General features: G+C 71.7%; 23 protein-coding genes, 3 tRNA genes and 2 pseudogenes. 22 read left to right on the top strand and 6 right to left on the bottom strand.

Features of this window, described 5'->3' with window-relative positions:
* Positions 1–166: 166 nt before the first annotated feature.
* Positions 167–458, top strand: a pseudogene (locus tag SALPAC6_RS28130) (amidase family protein); the annotation flags it as partial.
* A 23-nt stretch (positions 459–481) separates the two neighbouring features.
* On the opposite strand, the gene SALPAC6_RS0119570 reads toward SALPAC6_RS28130, so the two are convergent.
* Positions 482–799, bottom strand: coding sequence for a hypothetical protein (locus SALPAC6_RS0119570; RefSeq protein ID WP_018255043.1), 318 nt, complete (start codon positions 797–799; stop codon positions 482–484).
* Positions 800–1,091: 292 nt separating this feature from the next.
* On the opposite strand from SALPAC6_RS0119570, the pseudogene SALPAC6_RS28135 reads away from it, so the two are divergent.
* Positions 1,092–1,520 (top strand): annotated as a pseudogene (locus SALPAC6_RS28135) (NUDIX domain-containing protein); the annotation flags it as partial.
* A 138-nt stretch (positions 1,521–1,658) separates the two neighbouring features.
* On the opposite strand, the gene SALPAC6_RS0119580 reads toward SALPAC6_RS28135, so the two are convergent.
* Entirely contained in the window at positions 1,659–2,420 is a 762-nt protein-coding gene (locus SALPAC6_RS0119580; protein ID WP_018255044.1) for a prepilin peptidase, read from the bottom strand.
* Positions 2,421–2,789: 369 nt separating this feature from the next.
* Here SALPAC6_RS0119580 and SALPAC6_RS0119585 point away from each other — a divergent pair, with 369 nt between their 5' ends.
* Genes SALPAC6_RS0119585 through SALPAC6_RS0119640 form a run of 12 tightly spaced genes read left to right on the top strand, consistent with a single transcriptional unit; the run spans position 2,790 to position 11,891 of the window.
* Positions 2,790–3,332 carry a hypothetical protein gene (locus tag SALPAC6_RS0119585; RefSeq protein WP_018255045.1) on the top strand — a complete coding sequence of 181 codons (543 nt, stop codon included), beginning with the start codon at positions 2,790–2,792 and terminating at the stop codon, positions 3,330–3,332.
* Positions 3,326–4,351, top strand: a complete 1,026-nt coding sequence (locus tag SALPAC6_RS0119590; RefSeq protein ID WP_018255046.1) for a hypothetical protein — start codon at positions 3,326–3,328, stop codon at positions 4,349–4,351. The genes SALPAC6_RS0119585 and SALPAC6_RS0119590 overlap by 7 nt, the downstream gene beginning before the upstream one ends.
* Positions 4,348–5,007 (top strand): SAF domain-containing protein, encoded by a 660-nt coding sequence (locus SALPAC6_RS0119595; protein ID WP_018255047.1) that lies wholly within the window; start codon positions 4,348–4,350, stop codon positions 5,005–5,007. Before SALPAC6_RS0119590 ends, SALPAC6_RS0119595 begins: the two co-directional genes overlap by 4 nt.
* A gap of 2 nt (positions 5,008–5,009) precedes the next feature.
* Positions 5,010–5,837 carry a P-loop NTPase family protein gene (locus tag SALPAC6_RS0119600; RefSeq protein ID WP_018255048.1) on the top strand — a complete coding sequence of 276 codons (828 nt, stop codon included), beginning with the start codon at positions 5,010–5,012 and terminating at the stop codon, positions 5,835–5,837.
* Positions 5,827–7,341: a CpaF family protein gene (locus SALPAC6_RS0119605; RefSeq protein ID WP_018255049.1), complete on the top strand. Its 1,515-nt coding sequence runs from the start codon at positions 5,827–5,829 to the stop codon at positions 7,339–7,341. The genes SALPAC6_RS0119600 and SALPAC6_RS0119605 overlap by 11 nt, the downstream gene beginning before the upstream one ends.
* Positions 7,338–8,240 (top strand): type II secretion system F family protein, encoded by a 903-nt coding sequence (locus tag SALPAC6_RS0119610; RefSeq protein WP_050563510.1) that lies wholly within the window; start codon positions 7,338–7,340, stop codon positions 8,238–8,240. Before SALPAC6_RS0119605 ends, SALPAC6_RS0119610 begins: the two co-directional genes overlap by 4 nt.
* Positions 8,237–9,106, top strand: coding sequence for a type II secretion system F family protein (locus tag SALPAC6_RS0119615; protein ID WP_018255051.1), 870 nt, complete (start codon positions 8,237–8,239; stop codon positions 9,104–9,106). The genes SALPAC6_RS0119610 and SALPAC6_RS0119615 overlap by 4 nt, the downstream gene beginning before the upstream one ends.
* A gap of 27 nt (positions 9,107–9,133) precedes the next feature.
* Positions 9,134–9,328: a hypothetical protein gene (locus SALPAC6_RS0119620; RefSeq protein WP_018255052.1), complete on the top strand. Its 195-nt coding sequence runs from the start codon at positions 9,134–9,136 to the stop codon at positions 9,326–9,328.
* 4 nt (positions 9,329–9,332) lie between these two features.
* Positions 9,333–9,752, top strand: a complete 420-nt coding sequence (locus tag SALPAC6_RS0119625) for a TadE family protein (RefSeq protein ID WP_018255053.1) — start codon at positions 9,333–9,335, stop codon at positions 9,750–9,752.
* Positions 9,737–10,234 (top strand): TadE/TadG family type IV pilus assembly protein, encoded by a 498-nt coding sequence (locus SALPAC6_RS0119630; RefSeq protein WP_018255054.1) that lies wholly within the window; start codon positions 9,737–9,739, stop codon positions 10,232–10,234. The genes SALPAC6_RS0119625 and SALPAC6_RS0119630 overlap by 16 nt, the downstream gene beginning before the upstream one ends.
* Complete coding sequence (locus SALPAC6_RS0119635) at positions 10,231–10,680, top strand: pilus assembly protein TadG-related protein (protein ID WP_018255055.1); 450 nt, start codon at positions 10,231–10,233, stop codon at positions 10,678–10,680. The genes SALPAC6_RS0119630 and SALPAC6_RS0119635 overlap by 4 nt, the downstream gene beginning before the upstream one ends.
* 14 nt (positions 10,681–10,694) lie before the next feature.
* Positions 10,695–11,891 carry a LysM peptidoglycan-binding domain-containing protein gene (locus SALPAC6_RS0119640; protein ID WP_018255056.1) on the top strand — a complete coding sequence of 399 codons (1,197 nt, stop codon included), beginning with the start codon at positions 10,695–10,697 and terminating at the stop codon, positions 11,889–11,891.
* 62 nt (positions 11,892–11,953) lie between these two features.
* On the opposite strand, the gene bluB is transcribed toward SALPAC6_RS0119640, so the two are convergent.
* Positions 11,954–12,583: a 5,6-dimethylbenzimidazole synthase gene (gene bluB, locus SALPAC6_RS0119645; protein WP_018255057.1), complete on the bottom strand. Its 630-nt coding sequence runs from the start codon at positions 12,581–12,583 to the stop codon at positions 11,954–11,956.
* A gap of 125 nt (positions 12,584–12,708) precedes the next feature.
* On the opposite strand from bluB, the gene SALPAC6_RS0119650 reads away from it, so the two are divergent.
* Positions 12,709–13,470, top strand: a complete 762-nt coding sequence (locus tag SALPAC6_RS0119650; protein ID WP_018255058.1) for a crotonase/enoyl-CoA hydratase family protein — start codon at positions 12,709–12,711, stop codon at positions 13,468–13,470.
* 5 nt (positions 13,471–13,475) lie between these two features.
* Here the strand turns inward: SALPAC6_RS0119650 and SALPAC6_RS0119655 are convergent, their stop codons facing one another.
* A complete protein-coding gene (locus SALPAC6_RS0119655) occupies positions 13,476–14,894 on the bottom strand; it encodes an MmgE/PrpD family protein (protein WP_018255059.1) in 1,419 nt (472 codons plus the stop codon).
* Positions 14,895–15,056: 162 nt separating this feature from the next.
* The gene (locus tag SALPAC6_RS0119660; RefSeq protein ID WP_018255060.1) at positions 15,057–15,998 is read right to left on the bottom strand and encodes a phytoene/squalene synthase family protein; all 942 of its coding nucleotides are present in this window, start codon (positions 15,996–15,998) and stop codon (positions 15,057–15,059) included.
* 64 nt (positions 15,999–16,062) lie between these two features.
* On the opposite strand from SALPAC6_RS0119660, the gene SALPAC6_RS0119665 reads away from it, so the two are divergent.
* The 7 genes from SALPAC6_RS0119665 (at position 16,063) to SALPAC6_RS0119695 (ending at position 20,766) form a co-directional block, all read left to right on the top strand.
* Positions 16,063–17,217, top strand: a complete 1,155-nt coding sequence (locus tag SALPAC6_RS0119665; RefSeq protein WP_026189866.1) for a polyprenyl synthetase family protein — start codon at positions 16,063–16,065, stop codon at positions 17,215–17,217.
* Between the two features lie 29 nt (positions 17,218–17,246).
* Positions 17,247–18,725, top strand: a complete 1,479-nt coding sequence (crtI, locus tag SALPAC6_RS0119670) for a phytoene desaturase family protein (protein WP_018255062.1) — start codon at positions 17,247–17,249, stop codon at positions 18,723–18,725.
* Positions 18,722–19,321, top strand: a complete 600-nt coding sequence (gene idi, locus SALPAC6_RS0119675) for an isopentenyl-diphosphate Delta-isomerase (RefSeq protein WP_018255063.1) — start codon at positions 18,722–18,724, stop codon at positions 19,319–19,321. The genes crtI and idi overlap by 4 nt, the downstream gene beginning before the upstream one ends.
* Positions 19,311–20,255 carry a MerR family transcriptional regulator gene (locus SALPAC6_RS0119680; protein ID WP_018255064.1) on the top strand — a complete coding sequence of 315 codons (945 nt, stop codon included), beginning with the start codon at positions 19,311–19,313 and terminating at the stop codon, positions 20,253–20,255. The genes idi and SALPAC6_RS0119680 overlap by 11 nt, the downstream gene beginning before the upstream one ends.
* A gap of 162 nt (positions 20,256–20,417) precedes the next feature.
* Positions 20,418–20,490 (top strand) — tRNA-Glu (locus tag SALPAC6_RS0119685).
* A 26-nt stretch (positions 20,491–20,516) separates the two neighbouring features.
* Positions 20,517–20,590: transfer RNA gene (locus SALPAC6_RS0119690), tRNA-Asp, on the top strand.
* A gap of 102 nt (positions 20,591–20,692) precedes the next feature.
* Positions 20,693–20,766: transfer RNA gene (locus tag SALPAC6_RS0119695), tRNA-Phe, on the top strand.
* A gap of 398 nt (positions 20,767–21,164) precedes the next feature.
* On the opposite strand, the gene SALPAC6_RS0119700 is transcribed toward SALPAC6_RS0119695, so the two are convergent.
* Positions 21,165–21,791 carry a maleylpyruvate isomerase N-terminal domain-containing protein gene (locus SALPAC6_RS0119700; RefSeq protein WP_026189867.1) on the bottom strand — a complete coding sequence of 209 codons (627 nt, stop codon included), beginning with the start codon at positions 21,789–21,791 and terminating at the stop codon, positions 21,165–21,167.
* Positions 21,792–21,803: the final 12 nt, after the last annotated feature.

A 21,803-nucleotide genomic window follows, 5' to 3' on the forward strand; every position in this document is an offset into this window, starting at 1 on the left:
GTGCTACTCGGATTCACGAGGGGCCCCGTTCCACCGCTCGCCGGTAAGGACGGGTCCACTGGGCGACCTCCGCACACCTACCGCCCCGCAGCCCATTCACGCCGAATCCCTGGTTGACCTGGAACGCGGTGAGAAGCTCCCGAACTCCGGCCCGGACAGGCCGTCGATGGCCGGACCCTGCCCAGGCGCCGACGTGGTGCGGCAGATCAGAACGGGCCAGGCTTCCAGCCGCGAGGTGGTGCAGGCACATCTGCGACGGGATTGACGAGATCAATCCCGTCGTGAACGCCCTCACCGCCGTACTCGACGAGCAGGCACTGGCCGCTGCGGACGCGGCCGACCAGGCGTTGCGGTGCGGCGAAGAGCCCGGGCCACTGTGCGGCACACCCATGACGGTAAAAGAGAACATCGACGTCGCCGGCTCCGCAACGACACAGGGTATCGCCGGAACCATTGACGTCTGCGATGAGAGCGGTGGAGTTCAGACGAGGCCCCCGGTGAGGAAATGAAGGGCGAGCCAGCTCACGAACGCCAGTAGCGCGAACCGCCGCAGCCACACCCAACCCGTGACCTTCCGGGCCGGCTCGCCGGGCTTGCGGCGCTGCGTACCGAACCACAACCAGACGTGCTCGGACAGGGTGTCACCGTCGCGACTGTTCAGCACCGCCGTCACCTCGACCACCCCGAAGTACAGGAGCCAGACGATCCATGCGGCCGTGTAGTTTCCCAGGCCGAAGGAGAGCCCGGCGACGGCACCGAGGAGAGCGCCGCCCGCGATGAACGGGAGGACGCGGCTCACCTCATCACCGCGCAGGTAGACCTCCGCATGTGCGCTGCCTCCCAACCGGTCATGGGAGACGGCGGCGGCCTTGCCGCGTGGGGCGCATTCGAGGCAGCCACCGTCATGGTCGGCGTGGGTGTTAATATAGGCGGTTCTTCGTATTTTCTCAAGCCTTGTGTCGTGTTCGGACACCAGTTTTGGCGTCAACCATGGTCGCCGATGTTGGAATGTACGAAAACGCTATCGGCGTTGTCGCCCTGGTAGCCCGCTAACGGGAGAAACTGATCCTCAGTTGAAATAGGCTGCGCACATGGCGGTGCGAGTGGACGTACGAATCGCAGGTGTGATCTTGGTCGATCCTCAGGGTCGGTTGTTGTTGCAGCTTCGGGACGGCAACACCCGGGTGGATCCGCACCGATGGTCCCTACCTGGTGGTCACCTGGATCCGGGCGAGGATCCACTGGCAGCGGCCCATCGGGAGCTCTACGAGGAGACCGGTCTCAAAGTCGATGAGCTGCGCCTGTTCTGGCGGGGCCTGGCTCCGGCGGGGCGACTCCCCGGCACGGTCGGCGAGTTTTCAATCTTTTACGCGCCGACCAACGCCAGCGATGCGGATGTGGTGTGTGGGGAGGGGGCGGCGATGCGATTCGTTGACCGGGTTGACGTGCTTACCCTGGAGTTCGGGCGGGCTTACGCGGAGATCGTGCCGCGCTTCCTGGGCTCCGCGGAGTACCAGCAGTTCAGAGGACGGGAGCTTCGTCGTCCTGGTAGCGCCCTGACCGCGTTGTCGAACCTGGCCCCGGGCCCATACCGGGGGCCCAGTGGGGCGGCCCCGAGCCCAGACCGGGGGTCAGTGGTGCGGCCCGGCACTCTCCCGTTACCCGGTGAGCAGCAGCGTGGCCGGGGTGGCGAGCAGGAGGAACGGGCCGAAGGGCAGGTGGCTGGACCAGCGGGCCCGCCCGGTGGCGAGCAGCGCCAGGGCGGTCACGGCGGCGAGGGTGAAGGCGAGCAGCAGCCCGAGCACCAGAAACGGCCAGCCGTGCCAGCCCAGGAGCAGACCCACCCCCACCGCGAGCTTCGCGTCGCCGAGCCCGAAGCCCCGCCGGCCGAGCAGGAGGGTGCTGGTGGCGAAGAGCAGGCCCAGGCCGAGCCCGGCGGCGGTGGCGCGCAGCCAGGGGGCGTACCCGGTGTCGAGGGTCGCGGCCAGTCCGAGCAGTAGCCAGGTGCCGAGCGTGGCGGGGCCGGTGAGGCGGTCCGGCAGCCGGTGCACCGCGGCGTCAACGAAGGCGAGCGGCACCGCCCAGCCGAGCCACCAGGCCGCCGCGGCCAGCTCGAGGACGGGCCCCCCGGCCAACAGCAGCGTCAGGCCGGCGGCGAGCGCGGCGACCTCCACCGTGCCGGGTGGGGGGCCGATCCGCGCGCCGCACCCGCTGCACCGGGCGCGCGGCCCGATCGCCGGCCCCGGCTGGGTCAGGCTGATCGGGGCGCCACAGGCGTCGCAGCCGAGCCGGGCCGTGACCCCCACCGGTACGGAGTGCCGTACGGCGGCGAGCCGGAGCACCGGGGTGACCGCGAGCGCGGCCAGCAGTGAGCGGGGTGAGGCACGGCGGGAACCCGTCACCGTCATGTCGAACTCCATCGACTGAACACGGAAAGTAGTTGTTGGGCGGCTCTTCGGTCTCGACTGACCTGACCCGAGGGCTCCACGCCCCACCACCTCCCATTACTTAGCGTGTTCACCTGAATTGCCCCTGTTGCATCGGCTGTCGTCAGCCTATGCTCGCCCATTGAGTGCAATGCAACCCTGCAACCATTCGATCAAGAAACTGCGGGCGGGGTGGGAGTCATCTTTCTTACAAGTCGGTAACGGTAAATGCGGATGCCTTGTCTGGGGCCCGGATGGCAGCATCTGGCCGCGCTTCCGCATGTCCGGATTCACCGGGGAGTGACCGCCCGGTGGAGGTCGACGAGGAGGGTCGGGACAGTGCGAGGAAGGATGCTCAGGGGCGTGTCGGCGTACCTGATGGTGGGCGCGCTGTGGGGTGCCGTGGCCGGCTGCGGTACCGGCCGGGAAGCGCCGGTCGAGGCGGTGGGCGTAATTGATCAACCTGCCCCGACATCGGGGGGAGTAGCCGAGCGAAATGCTCGGAAAGCCGCGCTCGCCGCCTATTCCGGATATCTCGCTGTGACGCAGGAAGCGAGTGGCGACAGCGACCCACACCACCCGGAACTCACCACCTACCTGGCCGACCCGTTGTTGACGCGGGTTCGGTTCACCATCCGCACCGCCAAAGAGCACGGCGCCATCCGCATCGGCACCCTCCGTTCGGACCCCGTCGTGACCGCCGTGGACCTCGCGGGTGTCCCGGCCACCGTCGAGATCCAGGACTGCCTGGACGCGACTGACTGGCGGCTGGTCTACGCGGAAGACGAGCGGGTCGTGCCCGGTAGCGAGAGCACCCGGCATCTGGCCACCGTGACCGCAGCCCGATACCCGGACGGCCGCTGGCTGATCAACACCGGCGCCTCCCATGAGGACCAGCCATGCTGACCCGGGCCGCCCGATCTCGGCGCACCCCGCTGCCGGCGCTGATCTCCACCGGGCTGGCAGCGCTGATCATCACCAGCCTGGCCGCCGCCGCGGCACCGGCCGCCGCTGCGCTGCCCGTTGTCGCTGTTCCAGCCACCGCCGCACCGGCCGTTGTCGCCGTGCCGCCCGTTGCCGCCGCGTCGGCCGCCGATCCGCCGGATGTGATCTGCCCACCCTCGCAGACCACCTGCGAGGTCTGGGACGACGAGCCCGGTGACGGCGGTGGCCCGGGAGATGGTGGCCCCGGTGACGGCGGTGGCGGTGGCGGCGCGACGTGCCGGTGGGACGGCGAGGTCATCCCCTGCTACGACGAGGTGCTCGGCTGGTTCCACAACGGCGACGGCTGCTACTACAAGCTGATCGAGCCCCGGCCCGAGGGTACCCCGGACGGCTTCGACTGGTATGTGCTGACCTGCAACGGGGGCGACCTCGGTTCGCAGCGGACGGAGCTGCTCGACGCCCCGCCGCCCGGCTTCGGCACCCCGCCCGACCCGGCGGAACTGGCCCGGGCGGCGCTCGCCTCGATCGACCTGCTCCCGCCGCGGGTGGCCGTCGCCCCCCGCCGGCACATCGGCTCCGGGCTGGTCGGCCTGCCGGTGTGGATGTGGGCCAGCACGGCCGGATCCGGCCAGCCCCGCCACTATTTCGGCCCGCAGCAGGCCTCCGCCAGCGACCGGGGGTTGACCGTTCAGATCGCGGCGGAAGTCACCCGGGTGAGCTGGGACATGGGCAACGGCACCACGGTGACCTGCTCCGGGGCCGGAACGGCGTACGAGTCGGATAGCCCACTGGCCGGAAAGCGCTCCCCGGACTGCGGCTACCACAGTGGCTACCCGGAGGCCGGCACGTACCAGATCCAGGCGACCACGCACTGGACGGTGAGCTGGAGCGGCGGCGGCGAGAGCGACAGCTTCGAGGTCACCCGGACCAGCGGCACCGTGACGATCGAGATCGATGAGCTTCAGGTGGTAACCCAGTGAGCCTCGCGACCAGCAACGCGGCGGCGACAGCCGACGCCCCGATCACCCCGCCCAAGGTGCTCCGGCAGCGCCGGATGCGCCCCGGCCTGCTCGGCCTCGCGGTCCTCCTGATCGCCCTCGGCGGCCTCGGTTCGGCCTTCGCCGTCAACGCGGTCCGCGCCACCGGCAGCTACCTGGCGGTGGCCCGACCGGTCGAGGTCGGCCGCGTGGTCAGCGCCGACGACCTGGTGACCGTGCAGGTCGCCGGTGGGGCGGGGCTCTCCCCGGTGCCGGCCGGGCAGCAGGGCGATGTTCTCGGGAAGCGGGCGAAGGTGTCGCTCGTCCCCGGAACGCTGCTCACCATGGAACAGCTCACCGACAAACCGCTGCTCGCCGCCGGCCAGCAGCAGCTCTCGGTGGGCCTGGACCTGGCCCAGGCACCGGCCCGCCGACTGCACCCCGGGGACAAGGTGTCGCTGGTCAGCACCCCGGCCGGCAACGACGACCGGTCGGTCACCACGGCGACCCGGTTCGAGGCCACCGTGATCGACGCCAGCATCGTCGGAAACGACGACGAGATGGTGGTCTACCTGGCGCTCGCCGTACGGGACGTGCCGGCGGTGGCGGCGCTGGTGGCCCAGGACCGGATCGCCGTCGTGCTCACCGAGGCGGCCTGAGCATGGCGATCATCGCGCTGGTCGCCGCGAAGGGCTCGCCGGGGGTCACCACCTCGGCGCTGGCCTGTGCCCTGACCTGGCACCGGCGGCTGGTACTCGCCGAGTGCGACCCGGCGGGCGGATCCCTGCTCGCCGGCTACCTCGGTGGCACGCTCGACGGTCCCCGGGGCATCGGCGAGCTGGCCGTCGGGGAGCTGCGGGACGGCAACCTGGAGGCGGCGTTCTGGTCGCAGCTGGTCGATCTGGACGCGCCGAAACGGGAGCGGCTGCTGCTGCCCGGCGTGGTCGACCCCGCCCAGGCCGGTAGCGTCACCCCGCTCTGGCAGCGGTTCGCCGACTTCTTCACCGAACTCGACCGTGGCGACCCGCCGTACGACGTCCTCGTCGACTGTGGCCGCCTGCACGTACCCGGCCCGCCCTGGCCGCTCCTGCGCGCCGCCTCGGTGGTGCTGGTGGTCACCCGGGCGCGGCTGCCCGAGGTCTCGGCCACCCGCGCGCTGGTCCGGGCGATCCAGCGGGACTTCACCGAGCACCGGGTCGCCCCGGGCACGCTGCGGCTGCTGCTGGTCGGCGACGGGCACGGGCGCGGCGAGATCAGCAAGGCGTTGCAGGTGCCGGTCGTCGCGCGGCTACCGCACGACCCGCGTACCGCCGAGGTGTTGACCCTCGGTGGGACCGTGCGGGTCGGCCGGCCGCTGCTGCGTGCCGCCAGCGAGTTGGAGGTGCCGATCGGGACGCTGCTGGACCGGCGGCGGGCCCGCCTGGCCTGGCCGGTGGCGGGCCACGAGGGCGCCGGCGCTGTGACGCAGGAGGCGTCGAATGCGATTTGAACCCGTCTCCGCCGACCCCCGGCGGCACCCCCCGACCGCCACCTCGACCGCGCCCCCGCTGGCCCCGCCGAACGGCCGGCAGCCGGGGCCCGCCGCTGCCCGGCCGGAGCCACCGCCCCGCCCCCGGGTCGACTTCCAGGTCGTCCGGGAGCTGCGCCGGGAGCTCAGCGAACGGCTCACCCACTGGCAGCGCGGCCGGGAGTTCGACCCCGACGCCGAAGACACCGAGCGCGCCCGGCTGGCGGTCGCGGTCGTCTCCGCCTACGCCGACGCGGTCCGTCGGGCCGGCACCCCGCTCACCGCCGACGAGGAACGGCTCCTGCTCGACCAGGTGACCGCCGAGTTGGCCGGGCTCGGCCGGCTCCAGACCCTGCTGGTGGACGAGAGCATCGAAGAGGTGCACATCCTCGGCTGCGACCAGGTGCGCGTCACCCGGCGCGGCGGCGGGGTCGACTGGATCGATCCGATCGCCGACAGCGACGAGGAGTTGGTGGAGATCCTGCAGGCGGCGGCCCGGCGGGCGGGCGCCACCGAACGCTCGCTCTCCACCTCCAAGCCCACCCTCGACCTGCAGTTGCCCGACGGCAGCCGGCTCGCCGCGGTGTTCCTGGTCAGCCACCGCCCCTACGCGGTGATCCGCAAACACCACACGCTCGATGTGGGGCTGGACGACCTCGCCGGCGGCCGGAACGACCTGGACGAGATGCTCGACCCGCTGCTGCGCGACTTCCTCCGCGCCGCCCTGCGCGCCGGCCTGAACATCATGGTCGCCGGCCTGGCCGGGGCGGGTAAGACGACCGTCATCCGGGCCCTGATGAACGAGATCCCGACCGATGAGCCGTACGTGCTGCTGGAGGAGAGCCGGGAGCTGCTACCGGCCCGCCGCGGCGACCGACACCGGGCGGTGATGAGCTTCGAAGCCCGCGAGGGGCATGGCGAACGCGGGCCGGACGGCCGCCCGGCCGGTGAGGTCAGCATCGCCGATCTCATCCCGGTGTCGCTGCGGATGGGCGTCCTGCGGATCATCGTCGGCGAGGTCCGCTCCCGGGAGATCGTGCCGATGCTCCAGGCGATGACCACCAGCCGCGGCTCGATGTGCACGATCCACGCCCGCACCCCGGCTGGCGTCGGCGACCGGATCATCGAGCTGGCCCTGGCGCACGGTCGGGAGATGACCGTGGAGCAGGCCCGCCGGATGGCCGGCAACGCCCTCGACCTGATCGTCTACGTCACCATCGAGGACGAGACCGCGATCGGCGGTCGCAAGCACCGATTCGTCTCCCACATCGAGGAGGTGATCGGTGTCGGCGACAGTGACCGGATCACCACCACCACGGTCTTCGGGCCCGGCCCGGACGGGCGGGCGGTGCCCCGGCACCTACCGGAGCGGATCCGCGCGCAGCTCCTGCGGGTCGGCTACGACACCCGACTGCTGAGCCGGTGGATCGAGGCGGGCAGCGGCGCGTGGCGACGCCCTCGGCAGACACGGCTGGCCCCACGATGAACGCGGCGGTTGACATCGAACTCATCGCGGTGCTCTCCGGCGCCGCCTGTGTGGCCGGGCTGCTGCTGGCCGTCGTCGCGATCGTCGGCACCCGCCGTCCACCCGGTCCGGGCCCCGGAGCCCGGCGCGGGATCAACCGGCTTGGCTTCGGCACCACGGCGCGGGAGCGCCGCTTCCACCAGCTGCTCCTGGTCGGCGCGGTGTTCGCGGGCGCGCTGGGCTTCCTGCTGACCGGGCTCCCGGTGGTCGGCCTGCTGGTCGCCGTCGCGGTTCCCGGCACACCCTGGCTCTTCTCGGTGGGCCGGGCCGAGCAACGGGCCATCGCCCGGATCGAGGCGGTCGGTGAGTGGACCCGACGACTCAAGGACATCTCGGCCACCGGGCAGGGTCTGCAGGCCGCGATCACCGGCACCGTCGCCACCGCGCCGGAGGAGATCCAGGAGGAGGTACGGCTGCTCGCCGCCCGCCTCCAGGCCGGCTGGCTGGCCCGGCCCGCCCTGCTGGCCTTCGCCGACGAGATCGCCGACCCGGTCTGCGACCAGGTGGTGGCGGCGTTGATTCTGCACCTGACCGATCGGGGGGAGCGCCTCGGCGACGTACTCGGCTCGATCGCCGCAGCCGCCAGCGCCGAGGTCGCCACCCGGCGGGAGATCGAGGCCAAACGTACCCAGCCTCGGTTCGCGGTCCGCTTCCTCACCGGCATGACCCTGGCGGTGCTCGCGTACGGGCTGCTGAACACCAACTACATCCGCCCGTACGGCACCCCGACCGGGCAGCTCGTGATGGCGGTGCTCGGGGTGTCCTTCATCGTTCTGCTGGCCTGGGTCCGGGCGATGAGTCAGCCGCAGCGGCCGGCCCGCTTCCTGCCGGCGCCCGAGCCGCAGGAGGTGCTGACGTGACGGACTGGCTGTTGACCATCGCGGTGACCGCCGGGGCGCTGGTCGGGCTCGGGGTGTTCCTGGTGGTCCAGGAACTCCTTCCGGCGACCCCGGCGCTCGGTCCCGCGCTGCGGCGGCTGCACCAGCCGCCGGGAGCGGCGCACCCGGCCGGGCCCGCCGGCCAGCGGCTGGAGTGGCTGACCGGGTTCACCCGGTGGCTGCGTCCCCCGCACCAACAGCTCGCCCTGCTCGGCCGCACCCCCGAGCAGTACGCCCTGTCGTTGCTGCTCTCCGCGTTGATCGGACTCGCCTCGCCGACCCTGCTCAGCGTCACCTTCGCCGCCACGGGCGTCGGGCTGCCGGTGGCCGTACCGGTGCTGGGCAGCCTCGGCCTGGCGCTGATCTGCGCGTGGCTCGCGCACCGCGCGGTGCTGACCAAGGCGGAGGCGGCCCGCGGCGAGTTCCGCGCCGCCGTCTGCACGTACCTGGATCTGGTGGCGTTGCAGCTCTCCGCCGCGCACGGGCCGGTGCAGTCGCTGGAGCGGGCGGCGGAGGTCTGCGACGGCTGGGTCTTCGACCGGATCCGGGAGTCGCTGCGCCTGGCCCAGCTCCAGATGCACTCGCCCTGGGACGAGCTGCGGGACCTCGCCGACCGGATCGGCATTCCCGAGCTCGGCGACGTCGGCGCGATCATGCGCTCCTCGGGCAGCGAGGGCGCGCAGGTGCACGAGACACTGCGCAGCCGGGCCGACTCGCTGCGCGACCAGATCCGCACCGACAACCTGGCGCGAGCAGAGGGGGTTACCGGCCGACTGGACATCCCGGGTGCCCTGCTCGTCTTCGTCCTGCTTGGTTTTGCCACCTACCCGTTTTTCGCCCGTCTCTGACGAGACCGTCCGTCAAAGGAGCCCGCCATGCCCCTGTTCACCTACCTACAGGTCGCGCTGGCCGTGCGCCTGGCCGAGCTGCGCTCCGACCGCGAGCGGGGGGACAGCCCCGTCCCCACCGCCGTGATCATCTTTGGTTTGGTGGCCGCCGCGATCACTGTCACGGCGCTCGTCGCCGCCCGGGCGGAGGACTGGATGAACGCCATCCCAACCGCGCCCTGATCCGATGCGTGTGCGACGGGCCTACCTCGCCCTGCGCCGACGGCTCGGCGGTACGGACCGGGGCGCCAACCCGGTGGAGCTGGCGGTGGTGATGCCGGTGATCTTCGTGCTGCTCTTCGGGGCGATCCAGGTGGCCGCTGTCTTCATCGCCCGATCCACGGCGTTGCACGCCGCGCAGAGCGGGGTCAACGCGCAGCGGGTGCTCAACGCCCCGCCGGACGCGGGCGCGGACCGGGCGCGACGCTTTCTCACCGCGGCCGGCGGCTGGCTGGTCGACTGGGACTCCCCGGGGCCGGGCTGCCAGACCGACGCGGCCGACGTGACCTGCACCGTCCAGGGCCGTTCGCTCTCCGTCGTACCCGGCGTCGACTTCCCGATCCGCGAGAGCGCACACGGGACGGTGGAACGGTGGACGGAGCCGTGATCCGTGACCGACGCGGCGACCCGCAACGCGACCGCGGGTCGGTCTCCGTCGAGGCGGCGATCCTCGCGCCGGCCTTCATCGGGCTGATGGTGCTCGCCGGTGTCGCCGGGCGTACCGCGGTCGCGGCCGAGGCCGTCGAGGCGGCGGCGCACGACGCCGCCCGCGCCGCCTCCATCTCCCGCGACGCGGACACCGCCGGTGAGCGGGCCCGGGAGGCGGCCGTCCGGCAGCTCGACTGGCGCGGTCTGAACTGCACGAGTACGCCGACGGTCGACCTCAGCGGCACCGTCAACGGTCAGGCGGCCAGCTTCGCCGCCGCGTTCCGGAGCCCGATCGGCCAGCAGGCCTCGGTGACCGTTCGCCTCTCCTGCACCGTTGACCTGTCCGACCTGCGGCTGGACACCATTCCGGGAGTGCCGAACAGTCGTCGGGTGTCGGCCAGCTTCACCTCGCCGCTGGACCGTTACCGGAGCAGAGGGTGACCGCCGTGCCGACGTGCCGTACCGCCTCGGACCGGGACGATTCGGGCCGGGTCAGTGTCTTCCTGGCCATCGCCGCCCTGGGCATTCTCACCGTGGTGGCGCTCGCCTTCGACGGGGCTGGGCAGCTTCGCGCGCTGCAACGAGCCGACAACCTCGCCAGCGAAGCCGCCCGCGCCGGGGGGCAGTCGATCGACCTGGCCACCGCGATCGAGGGAGGGCCGAAGCGGATCGACGAGCCGCAGGCGCGACGGGCGGTAGCCGAGTACCTGGCCGCCGCCGGTGCCAGCGCACACACCGTCAGCTTTCCGGTGGTTGACGGGGAGACCGTGGTTCGGGTGCAGGTCACCGTCACCTACGAGAGGTCGCTGCTCGGCCTCGCCGGCTTCGACGACACCGTCAACGTCACCGGGGAGGCGACCGCTCGGGCGCTGACCGGCGGACCGTAGGAAGGAAGGCTGCCATGTCCACATCGGCTCGTCTCCTTGGCCGGGTGCTCACCGGGATCGGTGCGCTCGCCCTGCTCGGTGTGCTGCTGGTCGGCGCCCCGGTGGCGCTGTTCGCGTTCGCCGGTAACCCCCTGCCGGCGCAGGTGCCGACACTTGGTGAGATCGGCACTGTGTTGACCAGCCGCGACGACGGCCAGCTCTTCATCCGGGCGCTGGCGGTGGTCGGCTGGGCGGGCTGGGCCACGTTCGCCCTCTCGGTGCTGGTCGAGTTGGGCGCCCTCGCCGTCCGTCGCCCCGCCCCCCGGTTGCCGGGGATGGGCCGGCAGCAGCGGGCCGCCGCCGCGCTGGTCGGTTCCGTCGCATTGATCTTGGCGGCGAGTCCCGTGGCGGCCAGCGCAGCAGCGGTGGCGGCCCCGACAGCACCCACGGCGGTGGCGGCGGTGGGCCCGACAGCACCCACGGCGACGGTGGCCGGCCCAGCCGCATCCACGGCGGCGGCGGGCTCAGCAACACCCACGGCAGCCGCCGCGTCACCTTCCTCGGCCGCGCCTACCGCCGCGCCGACTGACGAGCCGGAGCGGGCACCGGTCTATCGGGTGGCCCAGGGCGACTACCTCGGATCGATCGCCGCGCGGTACCTGGACGGATTCGCGGACTACCAGAGCCTGGCCATGCTGAACCGGCTGGCCGACCCGGACCGCATCCACCCGGGTCAGCTGCTGCGGCTGCCCGCCGAGGCCCACGACCGCGGCCCCGGCCCCCACGCCACCGGACGGCTGGTCGCCCGGCCGACCCCACCCCGGCCACCCGCGCCGGCTGAGCAGTCAACGCCGTCGTCGTCTGGGGAGCCGGCTGTTTCAGATGCTGCTGTTTCGGGATCGGCGGTCTCGGAGGCGTCCCCGGCGGACACGGCAGCCTCGGGCCAGGCCGCTTCGGGCCAGGCCGCTGCCGACCAGACCGCTGCGGACCCAGCGGCAGAGGTGCCGATCGTGGCCGTGGGTGCGGCCGGTCCCGGCGGTCCGAACCGGGTGAATCGGCCGCTCGCCGTCTCGGCGGTCCTCGCCGTGTCGAGTATCGTCGGCGCGCAGATCGGCGCGGTGCTCGGCCTGCGCCGACGCCCGGCGACCGCGCGCACCGGGACCGACCGGCCGGCGCTGCCGAGCAGTCAACGGCAGTGGGAACTGCCGGCTGGCCGACACCGACGGGACTGACTCCGGCCTACGGCTGGCCCCGCCCCCACGGCTGTCCCCGCCTCTACGACCGTCCCCGGCCCCTACGCCGGCACGTCGCCCCAGCCGTCGGTGTGCACGGCCTCGGCCAGCGGGCGCTTGCTCCGCCAGCCGTGCCGGGCCAGGTCGGGTACCGCCTCGAAGTGGGTGACCGGGCCGAGGCAGAGCCAGGCCACCGGACGGATCCCGGCCGGGATCCGGAGCAGCTCGGCGAGCCACTGCTCCCGGTAGAACGACACCCAGCCGACGCCGAGCTCCTCGGCGGTCGCGGCGAGCCAGAGGTTCTGGATGGCCAGGCAGGCCGAGTAGAGCCCGGTGTCGGCGATGGCGTGCCGGCCGAGTACCGCCGGGCCACCTCGGGCCGGGTCATAGGTCACCACGATCGACAGGCTGGACTCCAGCACCCCGTCGATCTTGATGCGGGCGAACCTCTCGGCCGCCTCCCCGGTCAGCGTCGCGGCGAAGACCTCTCGCTCGGCGCTGACGTGCTCGTGAAAGGCGCGGCGTAGCTTCGGGTCGCGGACCAGGACGAAGTCCCATGGTTGCGAGTATCCGACGCTCGGTGCCGCGTGGGCGGCGGCGAGCACCCGGTCCAGGGTCTCGGCGGGCACCGGCGCCCCGGTGAACTGAGCCCGCACGTCCCGGCGGCGGTGGATGACGTCGTACAGGTCCATCGGGCACCTCGCATGATCACGTCGTCGAGTAATCTAATCCGATATCCAGGGACGATGCCAACCTGCACGCCAAGGTCGGGTTTCGACACTGGCGTGCCGGACACCGCCGGGGCCATGCTGTCCCGATGGGCGTACGCGTCGAACGGTCCGCGATGGTGACCACAGTGATCCTGGATCGGCCGCAGGCGCGGAACGCCGTGGACGGTCCGACTGCGCGGGCGCTGGCCGACGCGTTCCGCGCCTTCGAGGCCGACCCGGACGCGGCGGTGGCGGTGCTCTGCGGTGCGGGCGACACGTTCTGCTCCGGTGCAGACCTGAAGGCGATCGGCACCCCCAACGGCAACCGGGTCGCACCGGATGGGGACGGCCCGATGGGCCCGACCCGGATGACGCTGTCCAAGCCGGTGGTCGCGGCGATCTCCGGGTACGCGGTGGCGGGCGGGCTGGAGCTGGCGCTCTGGTGTGACCTGCGGGTTGCCGAGGACGACGCGGTGCTCGGCGTCTTCTGCCGGCGCTGGGGCGTACCGCTGATCGACGGTGGGACGTTCCGGCTGCCCCGACTGATCGGCGAGAGCCGGGCGATGGACCTGATCCTCACCGGCCGTCCGGTGTCGGCACCCGAGGCGTACGCGATGGGTCTGGTGAACCGGCTGGTCGCCCCCGGTACGGCTCGGGCCGCAGCCGAGCAGCTGGCCGCCGAGCTCGCCGGGCACCCGCAGACCTGTCTGCGCAACGATCGGGCCGCGGTGCTGGCCACGGCGGCGCTGCCGGAGCCGGCGGCGCTGGCGACCGAGCTGACGTACGGGATGGAGTCGCTGGCCGCCGATGCGGCGTCCGGGGCGGCCCGGTTCGCCGCGGGTGCCGGCCGGCACGGTGCCGGGGCCTGAACGGGTCAGTCCAGCGCGCCGCGGACTGTCGGGGCGAGCAGCGCGAGTAGCGCCGCCGGGGCGTCCCGGCGCTCGTCCAGGTGCAGCACCAGGTCCTCGATAGCCTGCTGTCGTTGTCGGTCCAGGATCGGCCCGGTCAGGTCCCGATACTTGTCCACGACGGCGCCGTTGCTGAGTGGACGCTCCACCGAGCCGAGCGGCGTTTCGGTGCGCTGCTCGTGGGTCTGACCATCATCGGTGGTCAGGCGCACCCGCCCCGCGGACGCCGGTCCGGACACGCGGTTCACGGTCATCCGGTCGATCAACCGCCACACGTCGTCCTGGTCCAGCCGCTCCCGTCGGAACTGCTCCACCGAGACCGCCCCGTCCAGGAGCGCCGCCGCCGTCGTGTAGCAGACGGACATCTGCGCGGCGACGCTTTCGATCGGCCGGTCAAGCGGGAAGACCGCATGGTCGAAGACGGACTCGGCGACCTCGACCTCGATCCGTTCGATCGCACCGGGATCGAAGCCCTCCGTCGCCCGCAGCGCCAGCGCGGCGTCGATCGACGGGTGGGTGAACACCATCGCCGCGTACGGCTTGATCGTCTGTTCCAGCAGATACCAGCGTTCGCCGAGCGCGTCGCCGATCGCCGACGGATCGGAGTCGTGCTGCGCGGTGAAGGCCGCGAGATACCCGCCGTAGCCGCGTTCGAAGACCCGCTTGATCCCGACGTAGTCGCCGGCCGCCAGGGTCGCCGCGACCAGGCCGTTGCGGGCGCCAAAGCCGTGTTGCATGCGCTTGACCATCGACCCGTACTGCGCGGCCATCAACCCGCCCGACTGGGTCGCGGCGATGCCCAGCGTGTCCTCGAACCGGGCGGGGGTCAGGTCGTACAGCACCCCGCCGGCGGCTGCCGCTCCCAGCCCGCCGAAGACTGCGCCGGAGTGCCAGCCCTGGGTCAGTAGCTGTGATCCGCCCAGCGCCCGGCCGACCCGGGCCCCGGTCTCGAAACCCAACACCTGGGCCCGGAGGAGGTCCGCCCCGGTGACCGTTCCACGGCGGCCGGCCACGGCCAGCAGCACCGGCAGCAACACCGCGTTGGCATGCCAGGGAATCCGGTACGACACGTCGTCGAGCTCGAAGCCCTGGATGAAGCTGCTGTTCAGCAGCGCCGCCGTGGACGCGTCGGTGGTGCGGTCCCACCCGGCGACCAGGCTGGAGCCGGGCTCGACGGTCAGGCTCCGCACGGCGATCCGGGACCAGGGCAGTCGGGCACCGACCAGGAGGCAACCGATGCCGTCCAGAATCAGGTGCCGGGCCCGGGCGGCGACGTCGACTGGGATGGCGTCGATCGAGGTCTTCGCCAGCCAGGTGACGAGCCGACCGGTCGGCCCGTCCGGGTTGGTCGACTCGTCCGGGTTGGTGGGTGATGTACCGGTCACGCCCGCCCCTCCGTCTCTTCCGACGTTGTGGGAGGCGATTGCCTCCAGCCGGGGCTTCCCACCGCCAGAGGCGGCGAAACTTTCAAAAACGGCAAACCGCTCCAACAACGGCAAAACCCGCTGGGGCAACGGCAAGCCCCGCCCTCTGCGGTCCTGGGGAGGTCAGCGCGGCAGGTTCGCGGAAGACGTGGGCTCCCGCAGTGGGGGGCCGGGCACCCGGACGGGGGTGCCGGTTCGGGTGAGCAGGGCACGGGCGGTCTCCGCCAGCCGGTGGTGCTGCGGCACCCGGGCCCGTCGGGCGAAGACATCGAAGTCCTGCTCCGCGACCTCGTCGAGGATGCCCCCGTAGAGGGTGTACGCGGTGCGGATGCAGGCCTGCGAGGCGGGGTCGAGCAGGGTGACCCCGGGTGCGGCGGCAGCGTAGTGCGCCTGGGCCCGGGCCACCTCGTACCGGATCAGCTCCCGAATCGGTGCGCTGGTCCGGCCGGCGGCGCGGGCAGCCAGGAGGTCATCGCGGGTGACACCGAAGCGGGCCAGGTCCTCGTCCGGCAGGTAGGTCCGGCCACGGTCGAGGTCCTCGGCGACGTCTCGGATGAAGTTCGTCAGTTGGAAGGCGAAGCCGAGCTGGCGGGCGGGCTCGCGGGCCGCGGCCCGGTCGGCGCTGCCGAGGATCGGCAGCATCATCGTGCCGATGACGGCGGCGGAGCCCTCCATGTAGTGGAGCAGGTCGTCGTAGGTGGGGTAGGAGCTGACGGTCAGGTCCATCGCCATGCTCCTGAGAAACGACGCGAAGTCGTCTCGGTTCAGGTTGAAGACGGCGATGGTGTGCAGCACGGCGGGGAGCAGCGGGTCGTCGACCGACTCACCGTGCAGGCCGGCGAGGAACCGCGCGGACCAGTCGTCCAGCTGGGCGGCCCGATGCGCCGCGGGCAACTCCTCGGTTCGGTCAACAATCTCGTCCGCATAGCGGGTGAAACCGTATAAAGCATGTACATGTCGCCGTTTCCACGCGGGAAGCAGCCGGGTGGCGAGATAGTAGGTGCGGCCGTGGTGACGGTGTAACTCACGGCATCGGTCGTAGGCGGCGGTGAGATCCGTGTCCACCGACCCTCCCTCAATTCGACGCATGAATCGACGCAACTCGTAACCCTAGGGTATGCTCGCCCGCATGGCCAACGACGCAGTTGTGGGTAAAGCCCCCCGGGTCATCCCGGCCCGCCGCGGTGGCGAAACCGACCCAGTTCGCGCCCGCTTGGCCGCTTACACCGAGGAGGTCGTCGCTGCGGTCGACGACACGCTCGTCGACTTCCTTGACACCGAGATCGACGCACTGGCCGCGATCGACCCAAGCGCCGGCGAGTTCGCCACCATGGCCCGCGACAGCGTGTTGGCCGGCGGGAAGCGGCTCCGCCCGACCTTCGCCTACTGGGGATGGCGGGGCGTGGTCGGTGGCGTCGAGCCGCTGCCCCCCGTGCTGCCGGCGCTCGCCGCGCTGGAGCTGGTGCACGCCTTCGCGCTCACCCACGACGACGTGATGGACTCCTCCGCCACCCGACGCGGCCGGCCCACCGCACACGTCGCGGTCGCCGCCCAGCACGCCGCGGCCGGGCGTCACGGCGACCCCGGCAAGTTCGGCGAGAACGTCGCCATCCTCGTCGGCGACCTCTGTCTGGTCTGGGCCGACCGGCTCCTCGCGCAGGCCGTTCTGCCGCCGGCCCGGTTGCTGGAGGTCCGGCGCTGCTACGACCAGATGCGGCTGGAGACCGTCGCCGGACAATACCTTGACATTCTCGGCGAGAGTGACCCGACGAACTGGTCGGTGGAGCGGGCCCTGCAGGTCGCCCGTTACAAGACCGCCAGCTACACGGTGCAGTGGCCCCTACTCTTCGGCGCCCGCCTGGCCGGCGTCGGCGCCGACTCCTCGCTGATCGCGGCATACACCCGCTACGGCCAGGCCGTCGGCGAGGCGTTCCAACTCTGCGACGACCTGCTCGGCGTCTACGGCGACCCGGCGACCACCGGTAAACCCGCCGGCGATGATCTGCGTACCGGCAAGCCAACCGTGCTGTTCATGCTGGCCCGCGGCCGGGCCGATCCCGCGCAGCGCCGGGCCCTTGACCAGGTCGGCGTGGGTGCGGACGACCGGGAGGTCACGCGGCTGGCGGAGGTGGTCGCGGAGACCGGTGCCGTCACCCAGGTCGAGCAGATGATCTCCGATCGGGTCGCCGAGGCGATCGACGCCCTCGAGACTCCGTCGATCGATGACACCGCGCGGACCGCGCTCGCCGGTCTCGCCGCCGTCGCCACCCACCGGCGAGCATGATGGGTGCATTTTCTCAAGGAGGTGGCCAGGTGCGCACTGTGCGCGGGCGTACGGACCGGATCGTGATCGTCGGTGCCGGGCTCGGCGGGCTGGCCTGCGCGCTGCACCTGGCGGGCAGCGGTCGCCAGGTGACAGTGCTGGAACGCGAGCCGGTGCCGGGTGGCCGGGCCGGCCGACTCAGCGTTGACGGGTACGAGTTCGACACCGGTCCCACGGTGCTGACCATGCCGGATCTGATCGCCGAGGCGCTGCACGCAGTCGGCGAGGAGCTCGACGACTGGCTTGAACTGAGCCCCCTCGATCCCGCCTACCGGGCGTATTATCCGGACGGCTCCACGCTGGACGTCATCACCGACACGACCCGGATGGCCGCCGAGATCGCGAAGGTCTGCGGTCCGCGGGAGGCCGACGGCTACCTCCGTTTCGTCGACTACGCCCGGGAGTTGTGGCGCCTCGAGCGGGCCGACTTCATCGAACGCAACCTGGACGCGCCCACCGATCTGCTCACCGGGAACCTGCTGAAGCTACTCGCCGGCGGTGCCTTCCGGCGGCTCCAAACGAAGATCAACCAGTTCTTCCGAGACCCGCGTACCCAACGTGTCTTCTCCTTCCAGGCGATGTATGCCGGGCTCGCGCCGCACGACGCGCTGGCCATCTACGCGGTTATCGCGTACCTCGACTCCGTCGCCGGCGTGCACTTTCCGCGCGGCGGCATCCACGCCGTCTCGCGGGCCATGGCCGGTGCCGCCGAGAAACACGGGGTGCAGCTCCGGTACGACACCACCGTGACCCAGGTGGAGACCGCCGCCGACCGGGCGACCGGCGTCCGGACCGCCAGCGGGGAGTTCGTCCCCGCCGACGTGGTGGTGCTCAACCCGGACCTGCCGGTGGCACACCGGGAACTGCTCCGGGCCCGGCACCGCCGGTTGACCTACTCCCCCTCCTGCGTGGTCCTGCACGTCGGGTCAACGCAGGGCTATGCGAAGATCGCTCATCACAACATCCACTTCGGGCGGGCGTGGCGAGGCACCTTCGACGAGGTCATCCGCCGGGGCGAGCTGATGAGCGACCCGTCGCTGCTGGTCACCAACCCGAGCCGGACCGACCCGTCGGTAGCCCCCGCCGACCGGCACGCCTACTACGTGCTGGCGCCGGTGCCGAACCTGGACCGGGCCCCGCTCGACTGGCGGGGTGGCTTGGCCGCCCGCTACGCCGACCGGCTGGTGCGAACACTGGAGGAGCGCGGCTACGTGGGCTTCGGAGACGGCATCGAGGTGCTGCGGACGGTCACCCCCGCCGAGTGGGCGGAGCAGGGCATGGCCGCCGGTACACCGTTCGCCTCCGCGCACAACCTCTTCCAGACCGGGCCGTTCCGCCCGCCCACCCTGCACCGCGGATTCGACAACGTGGTCTTCGTCGGCTCGGGCACCCAGCCCGGAGTCGGAGTGCCGATGGTGCTGATCTCCGGCAAGCTCGCCGCCGCGCGGGTGACGGGAGCCCCTTCATGACCGCCCGGGAAGCCCACCTGGTCGAGCTGGTGGACGAGGCCGGCGTGGTGACCGGGCAGACCACGGTGCTCGCCGCGCACCAGCCGCCGGGGCGGCTGCACCGCGCCTTCTCGGTGCTGCTCGTCGACCCCGACGGCCGGGTCCTGCTCCAGCGCCGGGCCGCGGTGAAGACCCGCTTTCCGCTGCGCTGGGCCAACGCCTGCTGCGGCCACCCGTTGCCCGGGGAGCCGCTGACGACCGCCGCCAACCGTCGGCTCGGCGAGGAGTTGGGTGCCGCGCCGGTCGAGCTGACCGAGGTCGGCGTCCACGTCTACCGGGCCGAGGACCCGGCCACCGGCAGGGTCGAGTTCGAGTACGACCACGTCCTCCGGGGCGACCTGCCGGACCGCGCCCCGCTGCGCCCGGATCCGGAGGAGGTCGCCGAGCTGCGCTGGGTGTCCCCGGCCGAGTTGGCAGCGGAGCTCGAGGCCGACCCGCACGTGTACGCCCCGTGGTTGGGTGGGGTGCTTGACCGGCTCCTACGCCCGGGCGAGCCCACCCTGCGCCAGCCCACGCTGGCGGCCGAGGACGCCCCGGAGCGGCCAGGTGGCGGATGAGGCACTGAGCGCGGGTGCCGTCGCCCGTCGGCTGGGGATCGCGGTGACGACCCTGCGTACCTGGCATCAGCGCTACGGGCTGGGGCCCAGCGAGCATGTCCCCGGGCGCCACCGTCGCTACACCCCGGCCGACCTGATCCGCCTGGAGACCATGCGGCGGCTCACCGCCAACGGGGTCGCCCCGGCCGAAGCTGCCCGCTGGGCCGTGCAGGCTCCCGACGCCGCGCTTCCCGGGCCCGGGCCCCGGACCGGGAAACGGGGGGCGCGCGGCGGCGGCGGCGCGACAATCCCGGTGGGCCGGTCCGGCCCGGCCGCTCGGGGGCTGGCCCGGGCCGCGATGCGGCTTGACTCGAACGCCATCAACGAGGTGATCGACCGCGCCATCCGCACCGACGGCGTGGTCACCACCTGGGACACGCTGCTGCGACCAGTGCTCGCCGGGATCGGTGAACGGCACGTCGCCACCGCGGCGCTGATCGAGGTCGAGCACCTGGTGTCCCGCTGCGTGTCGGAGGCGTTCGCCGCGGTGGTCCGTGCTCACGCGCCCGGTGGGCCACCCCGCATCCTGCTCTCCTGCGCCGACGAGGAGCAGCACAGTCTGGCGCTGGAGGCGCTTGGCGCGGCGCTGGCCGAAGCCGGGATCGCCCACCGGCTGCTCGGTGCCCGAGTGCCGGTGCGGGCGCTGCTGGAGGCGGTCGACCGTACCGGGCCGGCTGCGGTCGTGCTGTGGTCGCAGACTCGGAGCACCGCCGATCCCGCACAGCTCACCGCCCTGCTCGCGGGCCCGCATCGGCCGCTGCTGGTGTTCGCGGCCGGGCCGGGCTGGCGGGCTGACAGGCTCCCCGCCGGGGTGGTGCGCCCGGTTGACCTCGCCGAGGCGCTCTCGCTCGCCGCAGCCGTACGCGACTCGCTGGATCAGTCCGCCGCGGGGTAGTGCTGCCCGCGAGGGCTTCACCTGCGGCTTCGGGTCCCGCGGGGAACACCCGGGGTCGGTTTGGCTGAGCGACGCGCCATCACGTATGCTTTCCAAGCCTCCGGCGGGGCCGGATGGGAGCAAGACCGTCAGAACTTGTGAGTGTGCAATGATGGCGGGGCCGCCCTCATCGTCTAGCGGCCCAGGACGCCGCCCTTTCAAGGCGGTAGCACGGGTTCGAATCCCGTTGGGGGCACGGTCCGACCTCGGTCGGATGAGCAAGGTCCTGTGGAGCAGTTGGAGTGCTCGCCGCCCTGTCAAGGCGGAGGTCGCGGGTTCAAGTCCCGTCAGGACCGCAAATGTCGAAGGCCGCGCCAGCACGCGCGGCCTTCGACATATCGGGCAGATGACCCAGCGCGTCGGCGACCCCGGCGGGCGGGTATCATGGCCCGAAGCACGGCCAGGTAGCTCAGTTGGTACGAGCGTCCGACTGAAAATCGGAAGGTCGGCGGTTCGACCCCGCCCCTGGCCACATAGCCTTTCGCCGGGCTATACGGTCCCCACCAGCGGAAACGTAGGTGGGGATCTTTTGTCTTCCTTGATCATCGATCATCCCGCACCGGAGTGGCCGCACCAGATGGCCGCAGTAGCGACAGCTCCACCTGGCCCGACGCCAGCATCTCCCCCAACCTCGTGACGGCCTGCCGCTTCATCTCCTCGGACGGGTCCTCTGGCGACGTCGGATATTGAAAGTGTCTGAATACCTGCCCGCCGGTTCGAGTCGCAGGTTGAACGACCTTGTTGGGGTGATTGCGCCACCCGCTGACTGTGCCCTCCTGCCACCGTCCGTCGAGGGCTGCCGAATCGTGGCGCATCACGGCATGCGTCGTGCAACTTCGGCGGGCCCTCGGCGGACTGGTGCGAGGGTCGTCAGAGAGCAGCGATTGACGCGGGTGCTCGTTCTTGCCGCGCGAGTGCCCGGACCACGTTCAGCGGCCCGTGGCGCCATGCTGCGATGCGGCTGAGCAGTTGGATCGTCGCGTCTGTCGCGTGGTCAGGCATCGGCGGCGTGGGTGTGCCCAGGCTGACCGCCAGGTCGTCGGCATGCACGACCAGTTCCATTACGCGTGTCAGCAAGAAGTCGTTCACCGTCAGGCCGCAGTCGCCGAGGTCGATGATGCGCTCTGCAGATTGTCCTGGGAGTACCGTTCGCAGCTCGCGGAGCGCTGCGTCAACATCGTCGGCGAGTTCTTCGGGAGTCGTCGCTGCGGCAGCCTGCTCACTGCGCTGTCGGATGCCGACGTTGTCAGCGCTGTCGACACCCGAGGTCACCCATGTGTTACCGGTGAAGTGGTCGAGGACCGAGATCGCGGAATCGCCTGGCGCGGCGGCGAGATAGGTCACGGTGTGGGTGATCTGGTTTGCCAGGTGACGGGCGAGGCCACCGGTGGAGAAGTCGGGCAGCGCGCTCGGCTTGGACCATCGTTCGGCTAACACCGGCTCGCGTAGTAGGCCCATCGCGGCCTCAGAGGAGCCCAGGAATGCATCTCGGATCATCTATGCAGGCTA

The sequence above is a fragment of the Salinispora mooreana genome, assembly GCF_000379065.1.
In the GTDB taxonomy this organism is placed as follows: domain Bacteria; phylum Actinomycetota; class Actinomycetes; order Mycobacteriales; family Micromonosporaceae; genus Micromonospora; species Micromonospora mooreana.